The 19,529-nt window shown below is 35.3% G+C and carries 18 protein-coding genes; 6 read left to right on the top strand and 12 right to left on the bottom strand.

Going from position 1 to position 19,529, the window contains the following annotated elements; translation table 11 throughout:
* Window positions 1-27: 27 nt before the first annotated feature.
* Entirely contained in the window at window positions 28-1,341 is a 1,314-nt protein-coding gene (locus A9Q93_RS11465; protein WP_303687545.1) for a dihydrolipoamide acetyltransferase family protein, read from the bottom strand.
* A 126-nt stretch (window positions 1,342-1,467) separates the two neighbouring features.
* On the opposite strand from A9Q93_RS11465, the gene A9Q93_RS11470 reads away from it, so the two are divergent.
* Window positions 1,468-1,836: a hypothetical protein gene (locus tag A9Q93_RS11470; RefSeq protein WP_303687546.1), complete on the top strand. Its 369-nt coding sequence runs from the start codon at window positions 1,468-1,470 to the stop codon at window positions 1,834-1,836.
* 1 nt (window position 1,837) lies between these two features.
* On the opposite strand, the gene A9Q93_RS11475 is transcribed toward A9Q93_RS11470, so the two are convergent.
* The 5 genes from A9Q93_RS11475 to paaZ all read right to left on the bottom strand — a co-directional run bounded on the left by A9Q93_RS11475 (window position 1,838) and on the right by paaZ (window position 6,746).
* Window positions 1,838-2,434: a transferase hexapeptide repeat family protein gene (locus A9Q93_RS11475; RefSeq protein ID WP_303687547.1), complete on the bottom strand. Its 597-nt coding sequence runs from the start codon at window positions 2,432-2,434 to the stop codon at window positions 1,838-1,840.
* Between the two features lie 89 nt (window positions 2,435-2,523).
* A complete protein-coding gene (locus A9Q93_RS11480) occupies window positions 2,524-2,901 on the bottom strand; it encodes a four helix bundle protein (RefSeq protein ID WP_303687548.1) in 378 nt (125 codons plus the stop codon).
* A 47-nt stretch (window positions 2,902-2,948) separates the two neighbouring features.
* Window positions 2,949-3,701 (bottom strand): enoyl-CoA hydratase/isomerase family protein, encoded by a 753-nt coding sequence (locus A9Q93_RS11485; protein ID WP_303687549.1) that lies wholly within the window; start codon window positions 3,699-3,701, stop codon window positions 2,949-2,951.
* 98 nt (window positions 3,702-3,799) lie between these two features.
* Window positions 3,800-4,123, bottom strand: coding sequence for a GIY-YIG nuclease family protein (locus A9Q93_RS11490; protein WP_303687550.1), 324 nt, complete (start codon window positions 4,121-4,123; stop codon window positions 3,800-3,802).
* 82 nt (window positions 4,124-4,205) lie between these two features.
* Window positions 4,206-6,746, bottom strand: a complete 2,541-nt coding sequence (paaZ, locus tag A9Q93_RS11495) for a phenylacetic acid degradation bifunctional protein PaaZ (RefSeq protein ID WP_303687576.1) — start codon at window positions 6,744-6,746, stop codon at window positions 4,206-4,208.
* 278 nt (window positions 6,747-7,024) lie between these two features.
* Here paaZ and A9Q93_RS11500 point away from each other — a divergent pair, with 278 nt between their 5' ends.
* On the top strand, window positions 7,025-7,828 hold the full coding sequence (locus A9Q93_RS11500; protein WP_303687551.1) for a hypothetical protein: 804 nt from the start codon (window positions 7,025-7,027) through the stop codon (window positions 7,826-7,828).
* 35 nt (window positions 7,829-7,863) lie between these two features.
* Entirely contained in the window at window positions 7,864-8,628 is a 765-nt protein-coding gene (locus A9Q93_RS11505; protein WP_303687552.1) for a hypothetical protein, read from the top strand.
* A gap of 17 nt (window positions 8,629-8,645) precedes the next feature.
* Here the strand turns inward: A9Q93_RS11505 and A9Q93_RS11510 are convergent, their stop codons facing one another.
* The 3 genes from A9Q93_RS11510 to A9Q93_RS11520 form a co-directional block, all read right to left on the bottom strand.
* Complete coding sequence (locus A9Q93_RS11510) at window positions 8,646-10,979, bottom strand: hypothetical protein (protein ID WP_303687553.1); 2,334 nt, start codon at window positions 10,977-10,979, stop codon at window positions 8,646-8,648.
* A gap of 257 nt (window positions 10,980-11,236) precedes the next feature.
* Window positions 11,237-12,007 (bottom strand): T9SS type A sorting domain-containing protein, encoded by a 771-nt coding sequence (locus A9Q93_RS11515; RefSeq protein WP_303687555.1) that lies wholly within the window; start codon window positions 12,005-12,007, stop codon window positions 11,237-11,239.
* Window positions 12,008-12,048: 41 nt separating this feature from the next.
* Window positions 12,049-13,257 (bottom strand): acetyl-CoA C-acyltransferase, encoded by a 1,209-nt coding sequence (locus A9Q93_RS11520; RefSeq protein ID WP_303687556.1) that lies wholly within the window; start codon window positions 13,255-13,257, stop codon window positions 12,049-12,051.
* A gap of 287 nt (window positions 13,258-13,544) precedes the next feature.
* Between A9Q93_RS11520 and A9Q93_RS11525 the strand changes: the two genes are divergently transcribed.
* From A9Q93_RS11525 to A9Q93_RS11535, 3 genes are read left to right on the top strand one after another with little or no spacing between them, the layout of a single operon-like run.
* Entirely contained in the window at window positions 13,545-13,784 is a 240-nt protein-coding gene (locus A9Q93_RS11525) for a hypothetical protein (RefSeq protein WP_303687557.1), read from the top strand.
* A 9-nt stretch (window positions 13,785-13,793) separates the two neighbouring features.
* Complete coding sequence (locus A9Q93_RS11530; protein WP_303687558.1) at window positions 13,794-14,648, top strand: GLPGLI family protein; 855 nt, start codon at window positions 13,794-13,796, stop codon at window positions 14,646-14,648.
* Window positions 14,641-17,295, top strand: a complete 2,655-nt coding sequence (locus tag A9Q93_RS11535) for a hypothetical protein (protein WP_303687559.1) — start codon at window positions 14,641-14,643, stop codon at window positions 17,293-17,295. Before A9Q93_RS11530 ends, A9Q93_RS11535 begins: the two co-directional genes overlap by 8 nt.
* 21 nt (window positions 17,296-17,316) lie before the next feature.
* Here the strand turns inward: A9Q93_RS11535 and A9Q93_RS11540 are convergent, their stop codons facing one another.
* From A9Q93_RS11540 to A9Q93_RS11550, 3 genes are read right to left on the bottom strand one after another with little or no spacing between them, the layout of a single operon-like run.
* Window positions 17,317-17,736 carry a PaaI family thioesterase gene (locus A9Q93_RS11540; RefSeq protein ID WP_303687560.1) on the bottom strand — a complete coding sequence of 140 codons (420 nt, stop codon included), beginning with the start codon at window positions 17,734-17,736 and terminating at the stop codon, window positions 17,317-17,319.
* Between the two features lie 60 nt (window positions 17,737-17,796).
* Window positions 17,797-18,168 carry a four helix bundle protein gene (locus A9Q93_RS11545; RefSeq protein WP_303687561.1) on the bottom strand — a complete coding sequence of 124 codons (372 nt, stop codon included), beginning with the start codon at window positions 18,166-18,168 and terminating at the stop codon, window positions 17,797-17,799.
* A 17-nt stretch (window positions 18,169-18,185) separates the two neighbouring features.
* Complete coding sequence (locus A9Q93_RS11550) at window positions 18,186-19,373, bottom strand: 3-hydroxyacyl-CoA dehydrogenase NAD-binding domain-containing protein (protein WP_303687562.1); 1,188 nt, start codon at window positions 19,371-19,373, stop codon at window positions 18,186-18,188.
* Window positions 19,374-19,529 lie beyond the last annotated feature (156 nt).

Here is a 19,529-nt window from a genome sequence, read left to right on the forward strand (position 1 = left end):
CGCATCGAGTGCGGAAAATCAATTTCATTAATAACCTTTATCAGGAGCAGCTTCCAGATTCAAAGCCACTTGCTTTAAAAAACTACCTCCTAAAAATCCATCTACTACTCTATGATCAAATGATAATGATAACATCATCATACTTCTTATCTCAATACTGTCCACGCCATCTTTGGTCATGACCTCAGCACGTTTTTTAATGATTCCTGTGGCTAGAATAGCTACCTCTGGCTGATTGATAATCGGTGTACCCATTAATGAACCAAAAGTTCCCACATTTGATATCGTAAATGTTCCTCCTTTAATATCGTCTCCACCTAATTTGTTCTCACGTGCTAGGTTTGCCATGCGGTTCACATCTGCAGCGATTTCTTGTAGAGATTTCTGGTCAGCATTTTTAACTACAGGTACAATTAAATTTCCTGAAGGTAATGCGGTCGCCATACCTACGTTGATATTTTCTTTAACAATGATATTGGAACCATCAACACTAGCGTTGATATTAGGATATTCCTTAATCGCTCTCGCTACCGCATCTACAAAAAGTGGTGTAAACGTTAATCGCTCATCGTATTTTTCTTGAAAAGGTCCTTTGTTTTTATTACGCCAGTTCACTAAATCTGTCAGATCTGCCTCTACATAAGCAGTCACGTGCGGACTGGTATGTTTAGAATACACCATATGATCTGCAATCATAGAGCGCATGCGGTCCATTTTAATAATGGTACCTGTTCCTTTATCTAGTTTAAGTTGAGGTATACGATATGCGGTAGGATCTGGTTCATTATTTACTGCTTGTGCAAATTGAAAAGGCCTACCATCATTGATATAATTAACCACATCACTCTTGCGTAATCTACCTTCATGACCAGTAGCTGGTATGCGAGCTAGTTCTTCATAAGACATATGATGTTTGCGCGCCATACTATCAATTAGCGGACTCACAAAAAGATCCTGATTAACATAAGAGTTAGAAACAGAAGTGGTTTTTGAAGTTGCCTTTACTGGTTTAGGCTGCTCACTTACAAGCACATCTTTCCTTGTAGCTTTATTAGACTCAGCAGGTTTTGGAGAGGCAACCGTCTTTACAGACCCATCTGACTCTTCAAATTGAGCAATCACGCTACCTATTTCTACCACATCACCGTTAGCGCATAAATGCTTAGACATGATCCCTGCGGCTGGTGCTGGCACTTCATTATCTACCTTATCTGTACCTACTTCAACAAGGATATCACCTTCTTCAAAAGCTTCTCCTTCTTGAACCAGCCAGTTAAGTATCGTTCCTTCTGTTATCGATTCTCCCATTTTTGGGAGTATAAAATCCATAGTCTTTGCCATGGCATAAAAATAAGAAAACTAACGCTTGTTAGTAGTGAAAAGTTTGTTGTAATTCTGCTTTCGCGAAAGCGGAATACTTAAAATCAAAAAATCATTACTTATTTTCACGTTGGTAAAGAAGAAAGAATGCAAATTCAATATAAAGAAAAAGCGCTGCTGGCTAATAAATATAAAATTGAAAGAGCAGAACGCAGCAAGAACTGGATAGGGCGTAATTGGATAAACGTATTATTATTTGGTGTTTTCATCAGTTTTGTGGGACCTGCTTATACAAGTGAAGCTGATGGTATTTATAGAAGAGAGAGTGTTTCAGCTTTAGAGCTTAGCGATTTTGGCTATTTCGGAACTGTATTATGTATCGCAATATGGTACGCTGCATGCATGACCATCGCATATTTTACATGGAAATATCAAGACAATCGAAAAATTAAAAATCTTAAAAAACAACGAACTGAATTATTAAGAGAATTAGATCTTTTGAAGAAACAAATCTGAACTATTTCCCTTTTATTTCCTGAAGTGTCTTATAAAAATCTTCTTGAACAGGTCTATTTTCAGGGATTTCTCTAAGTGGCTCTACCTCTTTCATCGTCTCGTGACAGTCTGCAGGAAGTTGTTGATATAGTTTGGTTCCAGCAGTTTTCCACTCGATCATTTGATCAGAAACCTCTTTGATTTTTGTAGCTGGATTACCTACTATAAGACTGCGAGGTTCAAAAATAGCCTCGGCTTTTACAAACGCCATGGCGCCTACTATGCATTCATCACCTATAGTTGCATCGTCCATAATGACACTATTCATACCTATCAGACAATTGCGACCTAGGTTGGCTCCATGAATAATTGCTCCATGACCTACATGGGCACTTTCTTTAAGCGTGATGCTTTTCCCAGGAAACATATGTATTGTACAATTCTCTTGCACATTAACACCATCTTCTAGAATAATCTCGCCCCAATCACCACGAATTACAGCTGATGGTCCTACGTAACAATTCTTACCAATAATTACATTACCGATAACGGTCGCTTGTGGATGAACGAAACTGGACTCGTGAATTACTGGGATGTGGGATTTGAAAGAGTAGATCATAGAGCTATGAGTTTTGAGCTATGTGGTATGTGGTATGTGGTATGTGGTATGTGGTATGTGGTATGTGGTATGTGGTATGTGGTAAATTATTATTTCTTCAATCGCTGACGTATTATAGATCGCAAACTTGTCAGCATTTTCTGTATTATGGTGATTTGTTTACGAATCTCTTCTCTTTGTTCATAGGAGATATATTCACGCTTTAAAGCTTTCTCATTTGCTGACACACATTCGTTTGAACTATGCAATGCGTGATTAATATGCTTCACAAATTGTGCATCACTTCCTGGATAACCTTCTGCAATGTTAAGTGCAATAGAGTCAGCTGCTCTTCTAAATTGAGAACTTAAAGCATATAATTCTCTTTGCGGAAAATTAATTACCAGTTGGTCTACTTCCTCACCAAAACTCATCGCTTTTTGATAGACCAACAAATCTTCAAATTTAAAATGATAATCACTTTTCATAATTCTCTATTTAGAAAGCCTCATCCCGCATCCCACATACCTAACTCCTAGCGAAAGCGCTTCAGCGTTTCCTTAGTGAACTCACTCAAAACAAGTCTCCCTGAAATCTTTGCTCTCTCAAAAAGTAATTGATCCCAGTTTTCACAACCAGTCCAGAACATCTTTTTCATTTCTGCCATAGCATCTGGATTATAAGTACAAAGATTTTCGGCAAATGCTTTTATTCCTGCGTCCATTTCTTCTGTAGATTCATACACTTCAGCAAAAAGACCATTATTTTTTGCCCATTGTGGTGAGTAGAATTCGTTTGCGTTGATGGCAATTTGGCTCATTCCTGTTAAACCTAATTTGCGTTCCACCGCTGGACCTACCACAAATGGTCCGATTCCTATGTTGAGTTCGCTTAATTTAATACTGGCAAATTTAGTCGCAAAGCAATAGTCCGTTGCACTTGCTATACCAACTCCACCACCAACGGTTTTACCTTGTACACGACCTAATATAAATTTAGGACATTTGCGCATGGCATTGATCACATTTGCAAAACCAGAGAAGAATACCTCTCCTGTTTTTGCATCGTTTACCGCAATTAATTCTTTAAAGCTAGCTCCTGCACAAAAAGTGCGTTCTCCACCAGATTTTAAGATGATCACCTTAGTAGCGTCATCGTTACCAGCATCTGTAATAGCTTGTGCTAGTTGTGCTAGAATATCACCTGGCAACGAGTTGTGTGCTGGGTGGAAGAATTCTATGGTTTGTATTTGATTTTCTGTTGTTGTTTTTACGTATTCTTTAGTCAAAATATATGTCTTAATGTCAAGCCGCTGCAGAGCGGCTTCGGTTATAATTTATCTCTAGAGCTTTTAAATTTCAAGCCTTATTTAATTTATCTTAATGTTTATTCAAATTTCTCTTTACTCGTTATATATCCAGTAAAATCCCATTCTTCTGCCAAATCCTTCCATTCAGGATTTATACTTTCCACCAAATTAATCTTATACTCTCGTTTCCAATTTTTTATTAGCTTTTCCCTACGGAATGCTATAGCTGGTTTATCATGCTTTTCAAACCAAACTAACTGCTTAATATTAAATTTACCAACATGAGTTTCAAAAGTAGCATTCTTATGGTCAAAGACTCGTTGTTTAATATTGTTTGTCACACCTACATAGAATAGCTTATTTTTAACATGAGCCATGATGTAGGTGTACATTGTTTTCATAATCTTCTCGTTTAATATTGAGCGAAGCCGTCCTGCGACGGCTTGACATTCTAAACGTCAATCCGATCAATAATGGCTAAGATTAGTCAATCAGCCCAAACTGACTTAGATGGTGATATACATGCTTACGTTCCAACAAGGTCCATTCATACTTACTCAACGGTCCAAAAACAGCATTCTTAGTAGTTGCTTTTGGATTCTTTTTATAGAAATCTAGATATTTATTTCTAGCTTCTAACATTTTAGTTTTTGCCGTTTCTAAATCTCCATGTTTTAAGTCTTCAAGTGTTCCATCTTGTTTCATAAGTGGCATTTTATGATTCTGTGGCATTTTATCGTAATTCCACAAAGTCGCTGCTACTTTTTCTAGATATTCATCTGGTGTAGCCACTTCAAAATCTTGAATCTCTCCACTAGCAATTCTATAGCTCATCTCGAGATGTTCTACCATGTGCTGTGGTGTCATTGTACCCCATTGAGGTTTAGCGTTTGCATCTAATTTCGCTAAAGCTGATTTGATATAACCTTCCGTGATTTCTGGAAAAACCGTTTGTTTTTTCTCTACCATGGTAAGAATAGTCGCTACCGCTACAAGTGCTGTTGCTTCTTCATCAGTCTTACCATTTTCATAATCTACTGGCTCTGCATCAAAAACTTCAACATACCATTTTACAATTCCAGATGGGTGCTCACGACCAGCAACGTCTCTTTCTCGTTTTTCTTTACAAGTTAAACGTACATAAATCGTGTCATTATGATATAATGGTCTCAAAAATCTAATATCTTCCAGACCATAATTGGCGCTTACCGGACCTTTATTAGGATAAACAAACAATCCTGCTGCTGCACTGATTATAAAGTATCCGTGCGCTGTACGTTTCTTAAAAATACTACCATCTAAACTGGTAATATCTGTATGTGCATAGAAATGATCCCAAGTTAAGTTTGCAAAATTCTGGATATCATTATCAGTCAATGTTCTTTTATGAGTTTCTAGGCTCATTCCTGGTTTAATATCTTCATAATGGTATGAGAATGGATGATTCTCTGCTTTTTTATAAGCTCCATTAGGCTGGTAGATTCCTGTGATTTCGGTAAGTGATGTTGGACTTCCTTGAACGGCACATCGCTGCATATAATGTTTGATACCTCGCAGTCCACCCATTTCCTCGCCACCACCAGCACGTCCTGGTCCGCCATGTACTAACAGTGGTAATGGCGATCCGTGACCTGTGGATTGTGGTGCACTATCTCTATTTAAAGTCAATATTCTACCATGTGACGATGCTGCGTTTATGGTGTACGCTTTCGCGAAAGCGTCATCACCAGTAACCACACTGCTTACTAACGAGCCTTTACCCATATGAGCCAGTTCAATCGCCTCATCTAGATTTTTATAAGGCATCAACGTACTCACGGGACCAAAACATTCTACTTCATGAGCTGCGGTATTTTTAAACGGTTGATCTTCTCGCATTAAAATAGGTGACATAAATGCCCCTTTTTGAGCGCGATCTCCTAAAATCTCCACTTCATCTAGGTTACCATAAACCATTTGAGCAGTCTGGGCAATTTTTGAGATTTGAGATTTAGTAGTTTCTCTTTGATCGTTATTAATAAGAGCACCCATGCGAGTTTCTCTTAATAATGGATCACCTATCACAGTTTTAGAAAGTTGTTTCCCTAATGCGATTTGCACGTCTTCCATTAAGTTTTCTGGGACAAGAATTCTTCTAATCGCTGTACATTTTTGTCCAGCTTTAGAGGTCATCTCTTTACGTACTTCTTTTACAAATATGTCAAATTCTGGAGTTCCAGGAACAGCATCTGGTCCTAAGACAGAAGAATTCAATGAGTCTGCCTCCATCGTGAATGGAACTGATTCTTCTAATAATCGTGGATGTGCTTTTAATTTTCTACCTGTATGCGCACTACCTGTAAAGGTTACCACGTCTTGCGAGTTTACCGTATCAAGAATACTTGTGGTAAGACCACTTAAGAGTTGTAAAGAACCTTCTGGAAGGATTCCTGAATTTATGATTTCACGCACTACAGCTTCCGTTAAAAACGCTGTTTGCGGCGCTGGCAAAACTACTGCTGGCATACCAGCCATCCAGTTTACAGCACATTTTTCTAACATTCCCCAAACTGGAAAATTAAATGCATTGATATGCACGGCGACACCTTTGCGAGGTACTAGAATGTGATGTGCCATAAAACGACCACCACGCGATAAATCAATAGGATCACCTTCTACGGCATAACTCTGATCTGGAAAGAGTTTTCTCAAACTAGCATTTGCAAATAGATTTCCAAAACCACCTTCTATATCTACCCAACTATCTGCACGTGTAGCACCAGTTTTGTAACTAATGTCGTAAAACGCTTTTTTTCTTTTATTGAGATAAAGTGCTAATTTCTTAATCATATTACCACGTTGCTGAAAGGTCATATCCCTCAACACCTTACCATGATCGCGACCATATTGTAACGCACTAGCAATATCTAAACCTTCAGTACTTGTAAGACCTATGATGTCACCAGTAATGGCGTCATACATATTACGTGTAGATTTCTCTTCACCAGCTTGCCACTGGCCATTGATGTAACTTTCTAAGATCATATTCTTTTTAATACATGGTTGTGATCTCGCTTTCGCGAAAGCGTAACACAAATTTCTGATCACGAAAATACAAAAAGTGATCATTAAAGACTAACGATTGTTAGTTTCTACAAATAGCAAATTTTAAAACGTTAATTAACTGTTAACCAAACACTTTTAGGTTAGTCAACGGTTAATTATACCTCTTGTAGAAAAAATAAATTTTTACTGTGAAATCTAATTTTAGATGCTCAGGTATACATTAGTTTTGCACTTTTTAACCAAAGGTAAATTACATTTTGAAACTTAAATTGCTTCTAATATCATTCCTGTTTTTATCGCAACTAGCTTTTTCTCAGGTAGGTATAGGGACTACAAATCCAGCGGTAGGAACTATTCTTCATATAGAGGATGGTAGTGGTACTAAAGGTGTAAAACTTCCTAACGCAGATATAGAAGATCTAAACACAATAGAGCCGTTACCTGCGGGAACCGAAGAAGGAATTATGGTTTACAATACAAACGCTTTTACCGGTAAGGGACATTTCTATTGGAATGGTTTTGTATGGGCACCTATTCAATTATTTGCAGACAGATCTGCAAAATTTAATCATGCAGGACCTATAGAAACAGTAGCTGCGGTAAACCTAAATAAAACCGGTGCAGGAGTGGACGCTGAGCTCATGGACCAAACAGTTTTTGACGAGGCATCAACACTTTATACACCGATTGCAGATGCAAATGGACGTTTTACGAGTTTAGAAGTTTCAGATGATGGAAGGTATAGAATCACTGTGTTTATAGGTTTAGAAAAAGATGCTGTATCTGGCGGTGCTTCCATACAAGGAAGACTAAAGATTACAGATAATGATATAATACCGGTCACGAGGTATGAAGGCAGTTTTCATAGAAGTTCTGAAATGGATCGGACAGGAGATCCTGGAGGTGGAATTGATGATGATGGCACCCTATATTTTACTGAAATTATAGAATTAAATGCGGGAGATAAGGTTGCTGTAAACTGCACAAGAGCAGAAGGAACAACAGCAGTTTATCAACGTGACCCAAATCGTTCGGCTTTTATCATTGAAAAATTGAGATAGCTGTTTAAATTAAAATTATCTGAAACTAACTTACCATGAAGATATCTCTTATAACATTCTTATTAATTTTAGGAAACTTGTTTTTTGTAAATGGACAAGTAGCTATAGGAACTGACACACCTGCTACCGGAGCTGCTTTAACCATTGAAGATCCTACAGGAACTTCTGGAGTATTATTTCCTAAAGTAAATATTGTTGATCTATCTACTGTTGCGCCTTTACCGACTGGAACGCAAGAAGGAACTATAGTATATAATACTAATATTACTACTGGAACAGGTTATTATTTTTTCAAAAATAATCGCTGGGAACCCATTTTTGGGGTTGTGGGAGGAATGGCTAAGTTCAGAAATACTGTTTTTGGTAGTACCTCAAATAACTTTAATATAAATACTGTAGGAAGAGATGCTCAGATATTTGGGAATGTATATTTTAATGATAACGCAACTGTATACCATGTGGCAAATAATACTACTTTAGAGGTAAGAGAAACTGGTAGGTATAAAATTGTGATTAATTTATCTTTTGAGGCAGCCTCAACTAATACGGTTGCTCGATTGCTTGCAGTAGAAGGCCGACTACAAATCAATGGAACTAACGAAGGAGGGATTTATAGAAGTCAAGAGATGAGCTCTGCAAATAGCACTAGTCCAGATTATGGTAGTATAACCATAACTGAAATTGTTAATCTGAACGCTTTTGATGACCTAACAGTGCGCGTGAGTCAAACTCAGGATGCTGGACGCGTGAACCTTAGAAGTATTAACACATCTTCTTTTTTTATTGAGAGATTAGACTAGTAATTAAGAACAGGATATTAATCTAAATTCAGGTCGATTACTTCATGAATTAATTGGCCATTACTAGTAACTCCTTCGATTATGAGTTTGAAGGCTTGCGACCCATTGTACCTACAAGAGAAGTTCACATTATTTGAATTACTAATAGACAATTCTTCTTTCCAATCATAAACAGCATAGTAGTTATAAAAATCTGAATTGATCAAACTATACTTAGGTTTATAAAATTCTTTATTAGAACTATAATGTATAGGAAAACTAAATTCTGATATTCTATCTAATGAGATTTTTCTTCTCAATTTAGGATTAGTTGTAATTTTAATAACATCACCTTGATTAGGTCGCTTATATTGAGGTGCTCCCGTACCATTTCTGAAAATTTCAATATAATCAACTTGATCAAATGTAAAATTTATTAAAACAGAAGTATCTCTGTATATAGCTCCATCAATAACGATTATAGGAGGACCATTTGAACTACGCCTGGGATCCTCTAATATAAATTGCCCATTATAGTTACTTGTTCTGTAACCTCTATTAGATAAATAAGTGACAAGTTGAGTACTGTTCCTTTTAAAATCATTAAAGTAATCTACCGTACCTCTACTAGTATTTTTTAAATTTCGCTCTCTTATTTTATCTGCATTAATAACTATGGTTTCCAGTTCTTCTGCATCTTCAAAAAATGGTTCTGAATCAACTTTTATAGTCGGTAAAATAGCAAACCCCAGATCTGAACTTTTGTTAAATGATGGAATAGAAGACGGTGAAAAGTATGCATTTAGACTAGTCCTCTTTATCTTCCCTGAACTATTAATATAACTTAGTAATAATTGCTCCTTTTCCTTCGGAAACAATCCATTTATTTTAAAGGATTCTTCGTTTTTAGGTATTTCTATTACATCTAAATTAGTATGCTGCAATTTGTGAATCATAAATTTTCTATGATTCCTTTTTTTTATTTCAAGTCGAGCTGTGATACCTGTTTCAAAAACATACTTTATTTGTTGATCTTTTTTAAAAATTGAATCCCAGCTATAAGAACTCCAACCTTGGGTCAATAATAGCAAATCAAGCTCGTATTTCTTTTTCCTATTTATCTTATTAAAATAATATGGTGCTTTTTCTATTTCTCCTTTTACATAGGGTTTTAAGTATATTTGTGAGTAGATATCGCTATTCTCTTCATAAGCTAATGTTTCTTGTGGTAAAATAGAAACACTTAACTTACTATAACCAGTTGAATCGTTAATAATATTTGCAAATTCAAGATTAAAAAATACACTATCTGTTTTACTTTTACTAACAGTAGCTTTACTTATGTAGGCTCTATTCTTTTCTTTATGGATAAATAGTAAGCGCTCCAAAATAGGAACATTTTTTTCATTAAAAACTGTGATTATTTGAATGCCTTCGTCTAACTGGTCTTTGTCAATAATCAATATCGTTTTATAATCTTCTAACTGAGTATCTATAACAAAAGATTTACTTCCATTATGAACCATAACCTTATAAGTATTTCCCTTTATGCTTTCTAGAGTACTTTCGTTAGTATTAAGTTGTATTATTATTTGATCTTCACTGTTAACAGCAAGACTAACACCTCTTTCTCTTACAATTGGAAAATCAAATTCTACATTGTGGTTTGTTAATTTCAAAACTGCTTTGTAGTTGACTCCTAACTTAGGTTTCATAGTTAGAATCCCTATACCTAAGTGGTTGGTATAAAATTCAGTTATTTTCTTGTCATTTTCTAAAATATAACCGGACGCATTTTTAAATGCCCGACCATTTTCTTTTTTAACAACAACACCTACTGTATTGATGACACCTTCTAATAAATGTCCACCTTCTGGGAGAAACTGAGCATCGATGTTCTCTACTTCATTATATTCATAATTGTTGTTCAGTTCTTCTCGATCAACTACTGTAAAATTTGCCTCAAAATGATTGTTCTCTGGGAAATTTCGTAACCAATTTGTGTAGGCTTTAAATGTATAGGTTCCTGGTTTATATTCTTCTGAAATATCAAATTGATTAGATACTGTTCCATTTACAACTTTTAACATTTTTACACCTACTCTATTTTGATCATTATCTAAAATCTCACAATATAAAGTGGTAGTTGATTCTGATAACTGTTTTGTTTGTTTTTCAAAAACATAAGCATTGAAAGCCAGCGCTTCTCCCTTAACGTATAAACCTTTGTTTAAATGAACAAAAATTACTTCTCGTGGTATATTTATGTATTCTGAATATGTCTTCTCAAGTTCATCACTTGTAGAAGATTTATCTTGTGCCCAACCTATAAAGCAAAGCAATAAAGTAAAAACAGTTAATTTATTTTTCATAAGCAGGGAATATTCATTTAATGACAAATATTCTCAACTAAATTTATGAGATAGCTTTTTCCTATTTCTTAATATTTTCTTAATAACGAAAATGGGTTACGTGAATCTGTTGGTTTAGAAAACTAATAAACTTGATCTTATGAACTAATAAATCTCTTCTTGCTATGACTGAATAAGACAAAAAAGTTATCATATTACCTACAATGATAAATAGCTTTGGAGAACAACTAAATTTTTACTTTAAAGAAAATATTAAATTATTCTTTCACAAATCGCAATACCTTAGTCTTATCTAAAATATGAATTTGAATAATATACATTCCAGACTTAAATGTATATATGTCTATGAATTCATCGTATAAATTTGTGTTCAATAATTTTTTACCACTGAGATCGAATATCGTAATATCTGTAATGTAATCTATATCAAAACCTTTAAGAATTAATCTATCTCTAACAGGATTAGCGGCAAGTAATACATCGATTTCACTTGTAACCTCATCGATGGATAATGGCACACTTCTATATTGGACATAATCACCATTTGGGTTTGTAATAGTTAAAGTGGTAGTATTAGTAATACCTAGCGTGGCGATATCATAGTCAAAATCAAGGGATGTTCCGGTTGCAAAAAATTGCATGTACATACCACTATAACCTGCTAAATCTATACAATCTTGATCAGGGTTTTGGATACCATTGGGGTTAGGGTCGCAACAAAGTGCTAGCGTTTGTGCTACAAACTGAAGTGTCATGGTATTTGTAGTCGCGTTAGGATAAGCAAAAGTACCAGCTATGTCAGCCGCTCCAGGACACACAGATGTTTCAAATTGATAATTTGTGCCAGTATCTGTAAAGCTCAATTCCACATTATAAGTAATGTAATTGATGTCAGATGGTAAATTAGAATTACCGTTTACGTATAGATTTTCTAAGAACCAGTCGTTTGCAGTTAGGACTGGATTTTGGGCCTGAATAAAACCACTGAATAATATAAAAACTATTAAATACGTGTATAATTTTTTCATGTGGTTTTATTTAAATGACTCACTTCAAGTTAATTAAAATTTTAAACATTCTCAATCACCATAGCATAGCCTTGTCCTACTCCTACACACATAGTTATTAAGGCATATTTCTTATTAGTTAATTGAAGTTCTAGAGCCGCACTATAAGCTAGTCGAGTTCCTGTAACACCTAGTGGATGACCTATCGCAATAGAACCACCGTTAGGATTTAAACGTGGATCGTCATCTGCAAGTCCCCAAGCTCTTGTGCAAGCAAGTGCTTGTGATGCAAATGCTTCATTCAGTTCAATCACGTCCATATCTGCTAGAGTCAGGCCTGCTTTTTCTAAAGCTTTGTTACTAGCTGTAACTGGACCTATTCCCATAATGCGTGGCTCTACTCCAACTACCGCACTACTTACCACTCTTGCTATCGGTTTTAGGTCATACTTTTTTACAGCATCTTCACTAGCAATAATCGTTGCTGCAGCACCATCATTCAAACCGCTGGAATTCCCTGCAGTTACAGATCCACCTTCTTTTTTAAAAGCTGGACGTAGTTTTGCAAGAACTTCTTTTGTAGTAGTTGGTTTAATGAACTCATCATCTTTAAAGATGATTGGGTCTTTTTTACGTTGGGGAATCTCCACGGCTACTATTTCCTTAGCAAGTCTTCCAGATTGTTGTGCTGCTGTGGCTTTATGTTGGGACCATGCTGCAAATGCATCTTGATCTTCTCGAGAGATCGTATATTTCTCTACGAGGTTTTCAGCCGTGTTTCCCATACCATCTACACCGTACATTTCGGCCATTTTGTGGTTGACAAATCGCCATCCAAAACTAGAATCGTACATCTTTGAGTCGGTACCAAAAGCGCTACTAGGTTTTGCAATTACTAATGGTCCACGAGTCATGTTCTCTACTCCACCAGAAATAAAAACATCTCCATCGCCAGTTTGTATCGCTCTATGAGCATGTACAATGGCACTCAATCCAGAACTACATAATCTGTTCACCGTTTCTCCAGGAACAGTCACTGGCAAGCCAGCCAATAATCCTGCCATGCGAGCGACATTACGATTATCTTCTCCTGCCTGGTTGGCACAACCCATGATCACGTCTGCATAAGCATCTGTTGGTATGTTAGGGTTTCTTTCTACTACCGTTTTTATTACATGAGCTGCAAGATCATCTGGTCTTATAGTAGATAATGTTCCCTTGTAATTTCCTATCGGTGTACGTATACCGTCTATTATATATGTGTTTTTCATTCGTTTTTTTTTAGTCCGCTTTCGCGAAATCGGAAACTCTTCCATCTATTTTACCCAAAAATACATAAAGAAATTTTCATACCATCTAGTGTTCCTATTGATATAAATCAATTTTGATCTTATTAATTAAGGTTCTACTAAACCACTTTACATCTAAAATCTACGACATCATTTTAAAAGATTTGAATTTAATTTGCTTCATAAGTTGTATTTTTACTTTACTTTACTTTAGGTCGTATTAACTCAAACTTTATTTTATGAAAATTTTATTTTTAAGTTTTGCTGCTATGGCCATGCTATCTTTTAGTAGTGTTTCAGAAGCGATCGAGGAAGATTTTGGGGATTGCCCTGCTAATTCTACTGAGATAAGAGCAACATGTACAAAAGGTTGTTATTCTGTAATCGTAGGTGGTACTGCACAACCGCTTAGTTCAAGTCAAACAGACGAAGCTGAAAGGAGATTACAAAATTACTGTAATAATCGTCCAATAGTTGAAATCATAGCTCCACCGCCACCATTTCTTTAGATGAATACAATGACAACTGTTTTAAAAATATTCATAGCAGCATTTATGTTGCTAGGAATTTACTTCTCAGGTCTAAAAGATCAAAAAAAAGATTTTCAGGTAAAATCTCACGCATTTCTGTACAAATTTGACTTTAAACACTATACCAATCGCCCAGATTTAATTCTCACCGATTATGTTTTAGTTAATAAAAGGGGTGATACGACGTTCACATCATTTTACAATCAAATGAAACGTGATTCTATTAGTTCCCTTAGAAAAATGTCTAGTCAGGAGCGATTTGATAATAGAGTTAATTCATTGCCATATTATATTAAGACAATAAAAACTAAGTCAACTTTTACGTCAAAAGTTGCAGATCAAAATTTTAAATATGTGGAACAACTCAAATTCAAATGGAATATCACTGATTCTATAAGGAAGATCAATTCTTATACTTGTCAACTTGCTACTACAAAGTATGCAGGCAGAAGTTGGAATGTTTGGTTCACAAAAGATATCCCAATGGATGTAGGTCCATATAAATTCAAAGGTTTACCAGGTTGTATTGTTGAAATGGAAGATTCTGATAATATTTTTAAATATTCACTTGTTGCATTTAAAGAAAAGAAAGTTGTTCGATTAGAGCATTTCCCCAGTTTTACTAAAAAGTCTTTGAAAGTAACAACTCGTAAGGATTTTAATACGCATCAGCAAGCATATCAAGCCCTAAGTTTTGATGAACGTATGGCTTATTTAAGTCGAGGACAAGCAGGGTTAATTCAAGGAGAGTTTAAATCTGAAGATGGTGAAGTAGACTTTAACAGTAAATCCCTTGATGAAATGGATGATTATCAATTTATAGAAATAGATCATATTGAATAATTCTCATATCTCCAATACCATTTATGTAGTGGCGCTCTTTTTATGGGTGCCATTTTTTTGTAACGCTCAAAATATAATTAAAGGTACGGTTATCGATTCTGTAAAACAGCCTTTATCGTATTCGATCGTTACGGCTTACAAAGATTCAAATTATGCATCTATTGTTGGTTTTAAAACAACTGATGATCTTGGAAAATTTTCCATAGAAATCTCAGAAAATATAGACACACTATTTCTTGAAGCGAGACATATCACCTATAAATCAGAGCAATTCATCATTACTGATTTTAATAGAGAGCATGATTTAGCACTTTACAGGCCCAACAATGATTTAAAAGAAGTTCTCATTAAAGCCAAACGCAACATAACGATAAAAGGTGATACGGTACGCTATGATGTAGAAGCACTTAAAGAAAAAAAAGATTATACCATAGAAGAAGTTATTGATCGCATCCCTGGAGTTACTATTGCAGAGAATGGACAGATTTCCTACAACGATAGACCCATAAGTCATCTTTATATCAATGGAGTAGACTTGTTAGAAGGTCGTTACAATATTGCAACTCGTGGCATACCAGCTGGCGCTGTAGAAGATATAGAATTATTAAGACGACATAATCACGCACGTATTGAAATAGGTAAAACCCTAAGTAGTGAAGTTGCTCTCAATTTGAGAATTAAAAAAGATCAAAGTCTGGTTTTTGGCTCTTCAAAGGCAGATGTAGGAACTCCTATCGTCACTGCTCGTGGCGAGGTTACTCCTATCTATTTACAAGATAAATTACAGAATCTAGCAAGTTTACGAGCTAACAATTTTGGTAAATCTTTACAAGACTTTGGCACATCGCTAACCAGAGGAAATCGAGATATTTATCAATTAAAAATAAACAACACCTCAGTTATAACACAACCAGAAGTTAATGGCAATACTATTTCTAACAGATACTGGTTAGACAACAATTCCATATCTGCAACAAATGATATTCTAACCACTTTACCCAAAGACCTAATCGTTAAAGGATCTATGGATTATAATTATGAAGATAGTGAGATAGAAAAAAATAACAGAAGTGTGTTTTTTACTAGAAGTGATAGTTTACAAGTTGATCGCAGTTCAAGAAATAAGTTATTGCAACGACGTTATCAGTTAGGGAATACCATAGAGTTAAATAGAGATGATTTATACATCAACAATAAACTTTCTGGTAAATTTTTAAATCAAAATGGTAGTTCTTCAAATCTTTTGAATGGTAATACTACACAAACAGGTTTTAACAACACCGAAAAAGCCATTACTAATATTTTAGAGCTCAAAAATAGCATCAATAATCAAATAGTAGATAGTGGTTTTTTATTTGAATATAGATCAACAGACGAACAATTAGCAACAAATCCAGCTGTATTTACCGATGTGATACCAAGTGTAAATCCTATCCTGACTACACAAGATGTGTCGATAGAGAAATTAAACTTAGGCGCATATACAGGTTATACATTTCAATTTCTAGATATAGAATGGAAAGCAAAACAACGTGCACGATGGTCTAGAGAGCAACTTGAAAGCTCCCTCAAAAACCAGAATAATAATGACGCGACATCGCCATTTGCTACTGATTTTAGTCTTGATACTTTTGAATCACAAACACAACTATCATCTGCGTTTAATTGGAAAAGGTTTCGATTCAATCTCAACCCAGAACTTTCTTACTTTAATATAAATCGTTTAGAAAACTTAACTGATTTAGATGAAAAGGACAATTATCTTTTTATGAATATGTATGTGCAGGTATCCTGTAATTTTAATAGGAAATGGGATCTAGGTATAAGCGGTTCTGTAAAAAATTCTATTTCAAGATTTGAAGAATTATATCCTGGAATTATTTTAAGACAGTTTGATAATTTGAATATAAATCCACAAGATATAAATGTTACACGCACAAATGACGTTTCTATTTTCTTCGGTTATAGCGATGTTCTAACTGGGATTCTTTTAAAAAACAACACTTCTTATAATAAGGCTACTTCTCAATTCATTTTTAATAGATCACTGAATGATAATGGATTGATACAAATAAATGCGATAAGACGCGATAATGAATTCAGCACACTAAGAAATACATTGACTCTAACTAAGCGATTCTTCAAACATTTATCTACTCAAACAAGTTACAATTTTGACCTTTCAAAAATAGAACAGATATTTAATGGAACGGCACAAGACAACACCATTATTAATCATACATTAAGTACAGAATTGAGTTGGAGTACTGGTGGTTCTTACGCTTTGAATTATAGTGGCACAATCAACTTTGGTTTATCACTAATAGGCAACTCGCGAGCAACTAATAATTTTCAATTACACGAATTAGGTTTAGATTTATATTTATCAGATAAAGCGCGATGGAATTTTAATACAGAAACCGCAGTCAATTTCTTTTCTAGCAGTGACAATACTAATATCAATTCTTTATTCAACACCAGTTTTTATTATAAACCTCATAAAAAGCTCATTCTACGAGCAGAATTATACAATATTTTCAATGAGCGTTTTTTCACGACTGCAACGAGCAGTTCTAACTTCATAAGCCAGTATCAGTTCTCCTTACGCCCATTACAATTTACTCTCGGATTAAATTATACGTTGTAACTAATTGACTATACCACATGCCTAATTTCCCCAATCCTTATTAGTCCTATAAACCACACCTTTAAAAAGAGCCACCAACTCATCGCCTTTTTTTACCTCAACGATGTTGAAACCTACTTTAGTTTTGGTTTTGTCTAGAGTACATTCTGCTGTGATGTAGTCGCCTTCTTCTAGTGCTTCTATGTGGTTGATGCTGGTCTCTATAGAAACGGCAAATTTACCATGCGTGTTTGATGAAAAACCAAAAGCAGTATCTGCCAGCGAGTATGTGATGCCACCATGAGCTTTTCCCATACTATTGAGCATTTCTGGTCTTATGGTCATTCCTAACTTTACACAACCTATTTCAACCGACAGGATTTCAATACCTAACCAAGTTGAATATGGATCAAGTGAAAGCATTTTTGCTGGAATCTTTTTTCCTTTTAGTTTTTGAGTCATTGAGTTGGTGAGTTGGTGAGTTGGTGAGTTGGTGAGTTGGTGAGTTGGTGAGTAAAAGTCTTATTTGTTCTTGAGACTTCTTCTTAATGCTGAAATCATTTTTCCTATTTCAGTTAAGTCTTTTCTGTTTTCTTCAAAAATTTCATAAGTGATATACTTTCTTAAGAAAGCTTTAGAGTTCCAAGTTACACATTCATGACTGCTATCCCATGCCATTTTGAGATATCTATTAAAATTAGTATCAGTGCTTCCATAACCTTCTGAAATATTTGCAGCAATAGAATCAGCAGCACGAGAATACTGCGAGGATAATCGATACATTTCTTTTTTAGGAAATTGTTCCGTTATTTCATTAATTTTTTCACCGAAAGTCATTGCCTTTTGATAAACAATTAAATCTTCAAACTTAAAATGATATTCACTTTCAAACATCTTGTTAGATTTTAAACTCAAAGACTCAAAGACTCAAAGACTAAATTCTCGGCTTTCATCTTACGCAATATCGGCGAGCATCTGTAGCGATCTTCTCTATATAAATCATACATCGCGTCCAGTGTGTTTACACACCAGTCGATTCCTTTTTCATTTGCCCAAGCGAGCAATCCTTTTGGATAGTTCACACCTTTAGTCATCGCGCTATCTATTCCTTGCGCGGTTGCGATGTTTAAAAATAAAGCATCCGCTGCTTCATTGATGAGCATTACGAGTACTCGATCTTGGATTTCTTTTATGAGTTCAGGAGATTTTACTGGTTCCGCTTTCGCGAAAGCGTGCTCACTATCCACATTTACATAATCATAAAAACCACGTCCAGATTTGCGCCCTAACCAGCCGGCTTCCATCAATCGTTTCTGAGTTAACGACGGCTTGTAACGTGGATCAAAGTAGAAAGCTGCAAAAACAGTTTCGGTCACCACATAATTCACATCGTGACCTATATAATCCATCAATTCAAAAGGTCCCATTTTAAAACCAAGTCCTTTTAAAGCGTAATCTATAGTGGCAAAACTTGCTATTCCTTCTTCATAAATACGCAAGGATTCACTGTAAAATGGACGCGCAACACGATTGACTATAAAACCAGGAGTATCCTTTGCTACGGCAACTACTTTTTTCCAATTCTCGATAGTAGCCACACAAATATCTGTAACGTTTTGGTCTGTTTGTACAGCAGGAATTACCTCAACAAGTTTCATTAATGGCGCTGGATTAAAGAAATGAATTCCTATACAGCGCTCTGGTTTATCGAGTGATGCTGCAATACTGGCAATGCTTAGACTAGAAGTGTTAGAAGCAATAACGCAGTCGTCAGACACGTGAGATTCCAATTCTTGAAATACCTTTTTCTTAATATCTAGGTTTTCAATAATCGCCTCGATAGTTAGATCAGAGTCCGCTAGATCCTTTACCGTACTTACATAAGAGATATTAGATTGAATGCGAGTTTTCTCAGCAACATCTATTCTACCTTTCTCAATAAGTCGGTTCATTATCTTTTCAAGAGCTTCTTGCGCTTTATCCAGTTGCGCCTGATTTACATCAAACAATTTCACTTGACAACCAGCTGTGGCAGCTACTTGAGCAATTCCACTTCCCATTGTCCCTGCTCCTATGACTCCTACTTTATTAATTTTCAAAATTATTTCTATTTATAAAATTATTGAATTGTATTACCATGCAATTTTGGCAAGGAATACGATACCTCATCCATCTCTCACAAAGATATGGATTTTGATTTCGGTGGTTTTAAGTTTCCTTTTTTAAAATCTAAACTTTCAACAATTATATTTGAC

It is taken from the genome of Nonlabens dokdonensis (assembly GCF_002162835.1).
GTDB lineage: Bacteria > Bacteroidota > Bacteroidia > Flavobacteriales > Flavobacteriaceae > Nonlabens > Nonlabens dokdonensis_B.

What these genes read in the sequence shown, in the direction of transcription:
- A9Q93_RS11530 (WP_303687558.1), top strand. Translation starts at nt 13,794, where the DNA reads ATGACAACTGTTTTAAAAATATTCATAGCAGCATTTATGTTGCTAGGA.
- A9Q93_RS11515 (WP_303687555.1), bottom strand. Translation starts at nt 12,007, where the DNA reads ATGAAAAAATTATACACGTATTTAATAGTTTTTATATTATTCAGTGGT.
- A9Q93_RS11510 (WP_303687553.1), bottom strand. Translation starts at nt 10,979, where the DNA reads ATGAAAAATAAATTAACTGTTTTTACTTTATTGCTTTGCTTTATAGGT.
- A9Q93_RS11480 (WP_303687548.1), bottom strand. Translation starts at nt 2,901, where the DNA reads ATGAAAAGTGATTATCATTTTAAATTTGAAGATTTGTTGGTCTATCAA.
- A9Q93_RS11545 (WP_303687561.1), bottom strand. Translation starts at nt 18,168, where the DNA reads ATGTTTGAAAGTGAATATCATTTTAAGTTTGAAGATTTAATTGTTTAT.
- A9Q93_RS11490 (WP_303687550.1), bottom strand. Translation starts at nt 4,123, where the DNA reads ATGAAAACAATGTACACCTACATCATGGCTCATGTTAAAAATAAGCTA.
- A9Q93_RS11465 (WP_303687545.1), bottom strand. Translation starts at nt 1,341, where the DNA reads ATGGCAAAGACTATGGATTTTATACTCCCAAAAATGGGAGAATCGATA.
- A9Q93_RS11475 (WP_303687547.1), bottom strand. Translation starts at nt 2,434, where the DNA reads ATGATCTACTCTTTCAAATCCCACATCCCAGTAATTCACGAGTCCAGT.
- A9Q93_RS11540 (WP_303687560.1), bottom strand. Translation starts at nt 17,736, where the DNA reads ATGACTCAAAAACTAAAAGGAAAAAAGATTCCAGCAAAAATGCTTTCA.
- A9Q93_RS11470 (WP_303687546.1), top strand. Translation starts at nt 1,468, where the DNA reads ATGCAAATTCAATATAAAGAAAAAGCGCTGCTGGCTAATAAATATAAA.
- A9Q93_RS11505 (WP_303687552.1), top strand. Translation starts at nt 7,864, where the DNA reads ATGAAGATATCTCTTATAACATTCTTATTAATTTTAGGAAACTTGTTT.
- A9Q93_RS11525 (WP_303687557.1), top strand. Translation starts at nt 13,545, where the DNA reads ATGGCCATGCTATCTTTTAGTAGTGTTTCAGAAGCGATCGAGGAAGAT.
- A9Q93_RS11520 (WP_303687556.1), bottom strand. Translation starts at nt 13,257, where the DNA reads ATGAAAAACACATATATAATAGACGGTATACGTACACCGATAGGAAAT.
- paaZ (WP_303687576.1), bottom strand. Translation starts at nt 6,746, where the DNA reads ATGATCTTAGAAAGTTACATCAATGGCCAGTGGCAAGCTGGTGAAGAG.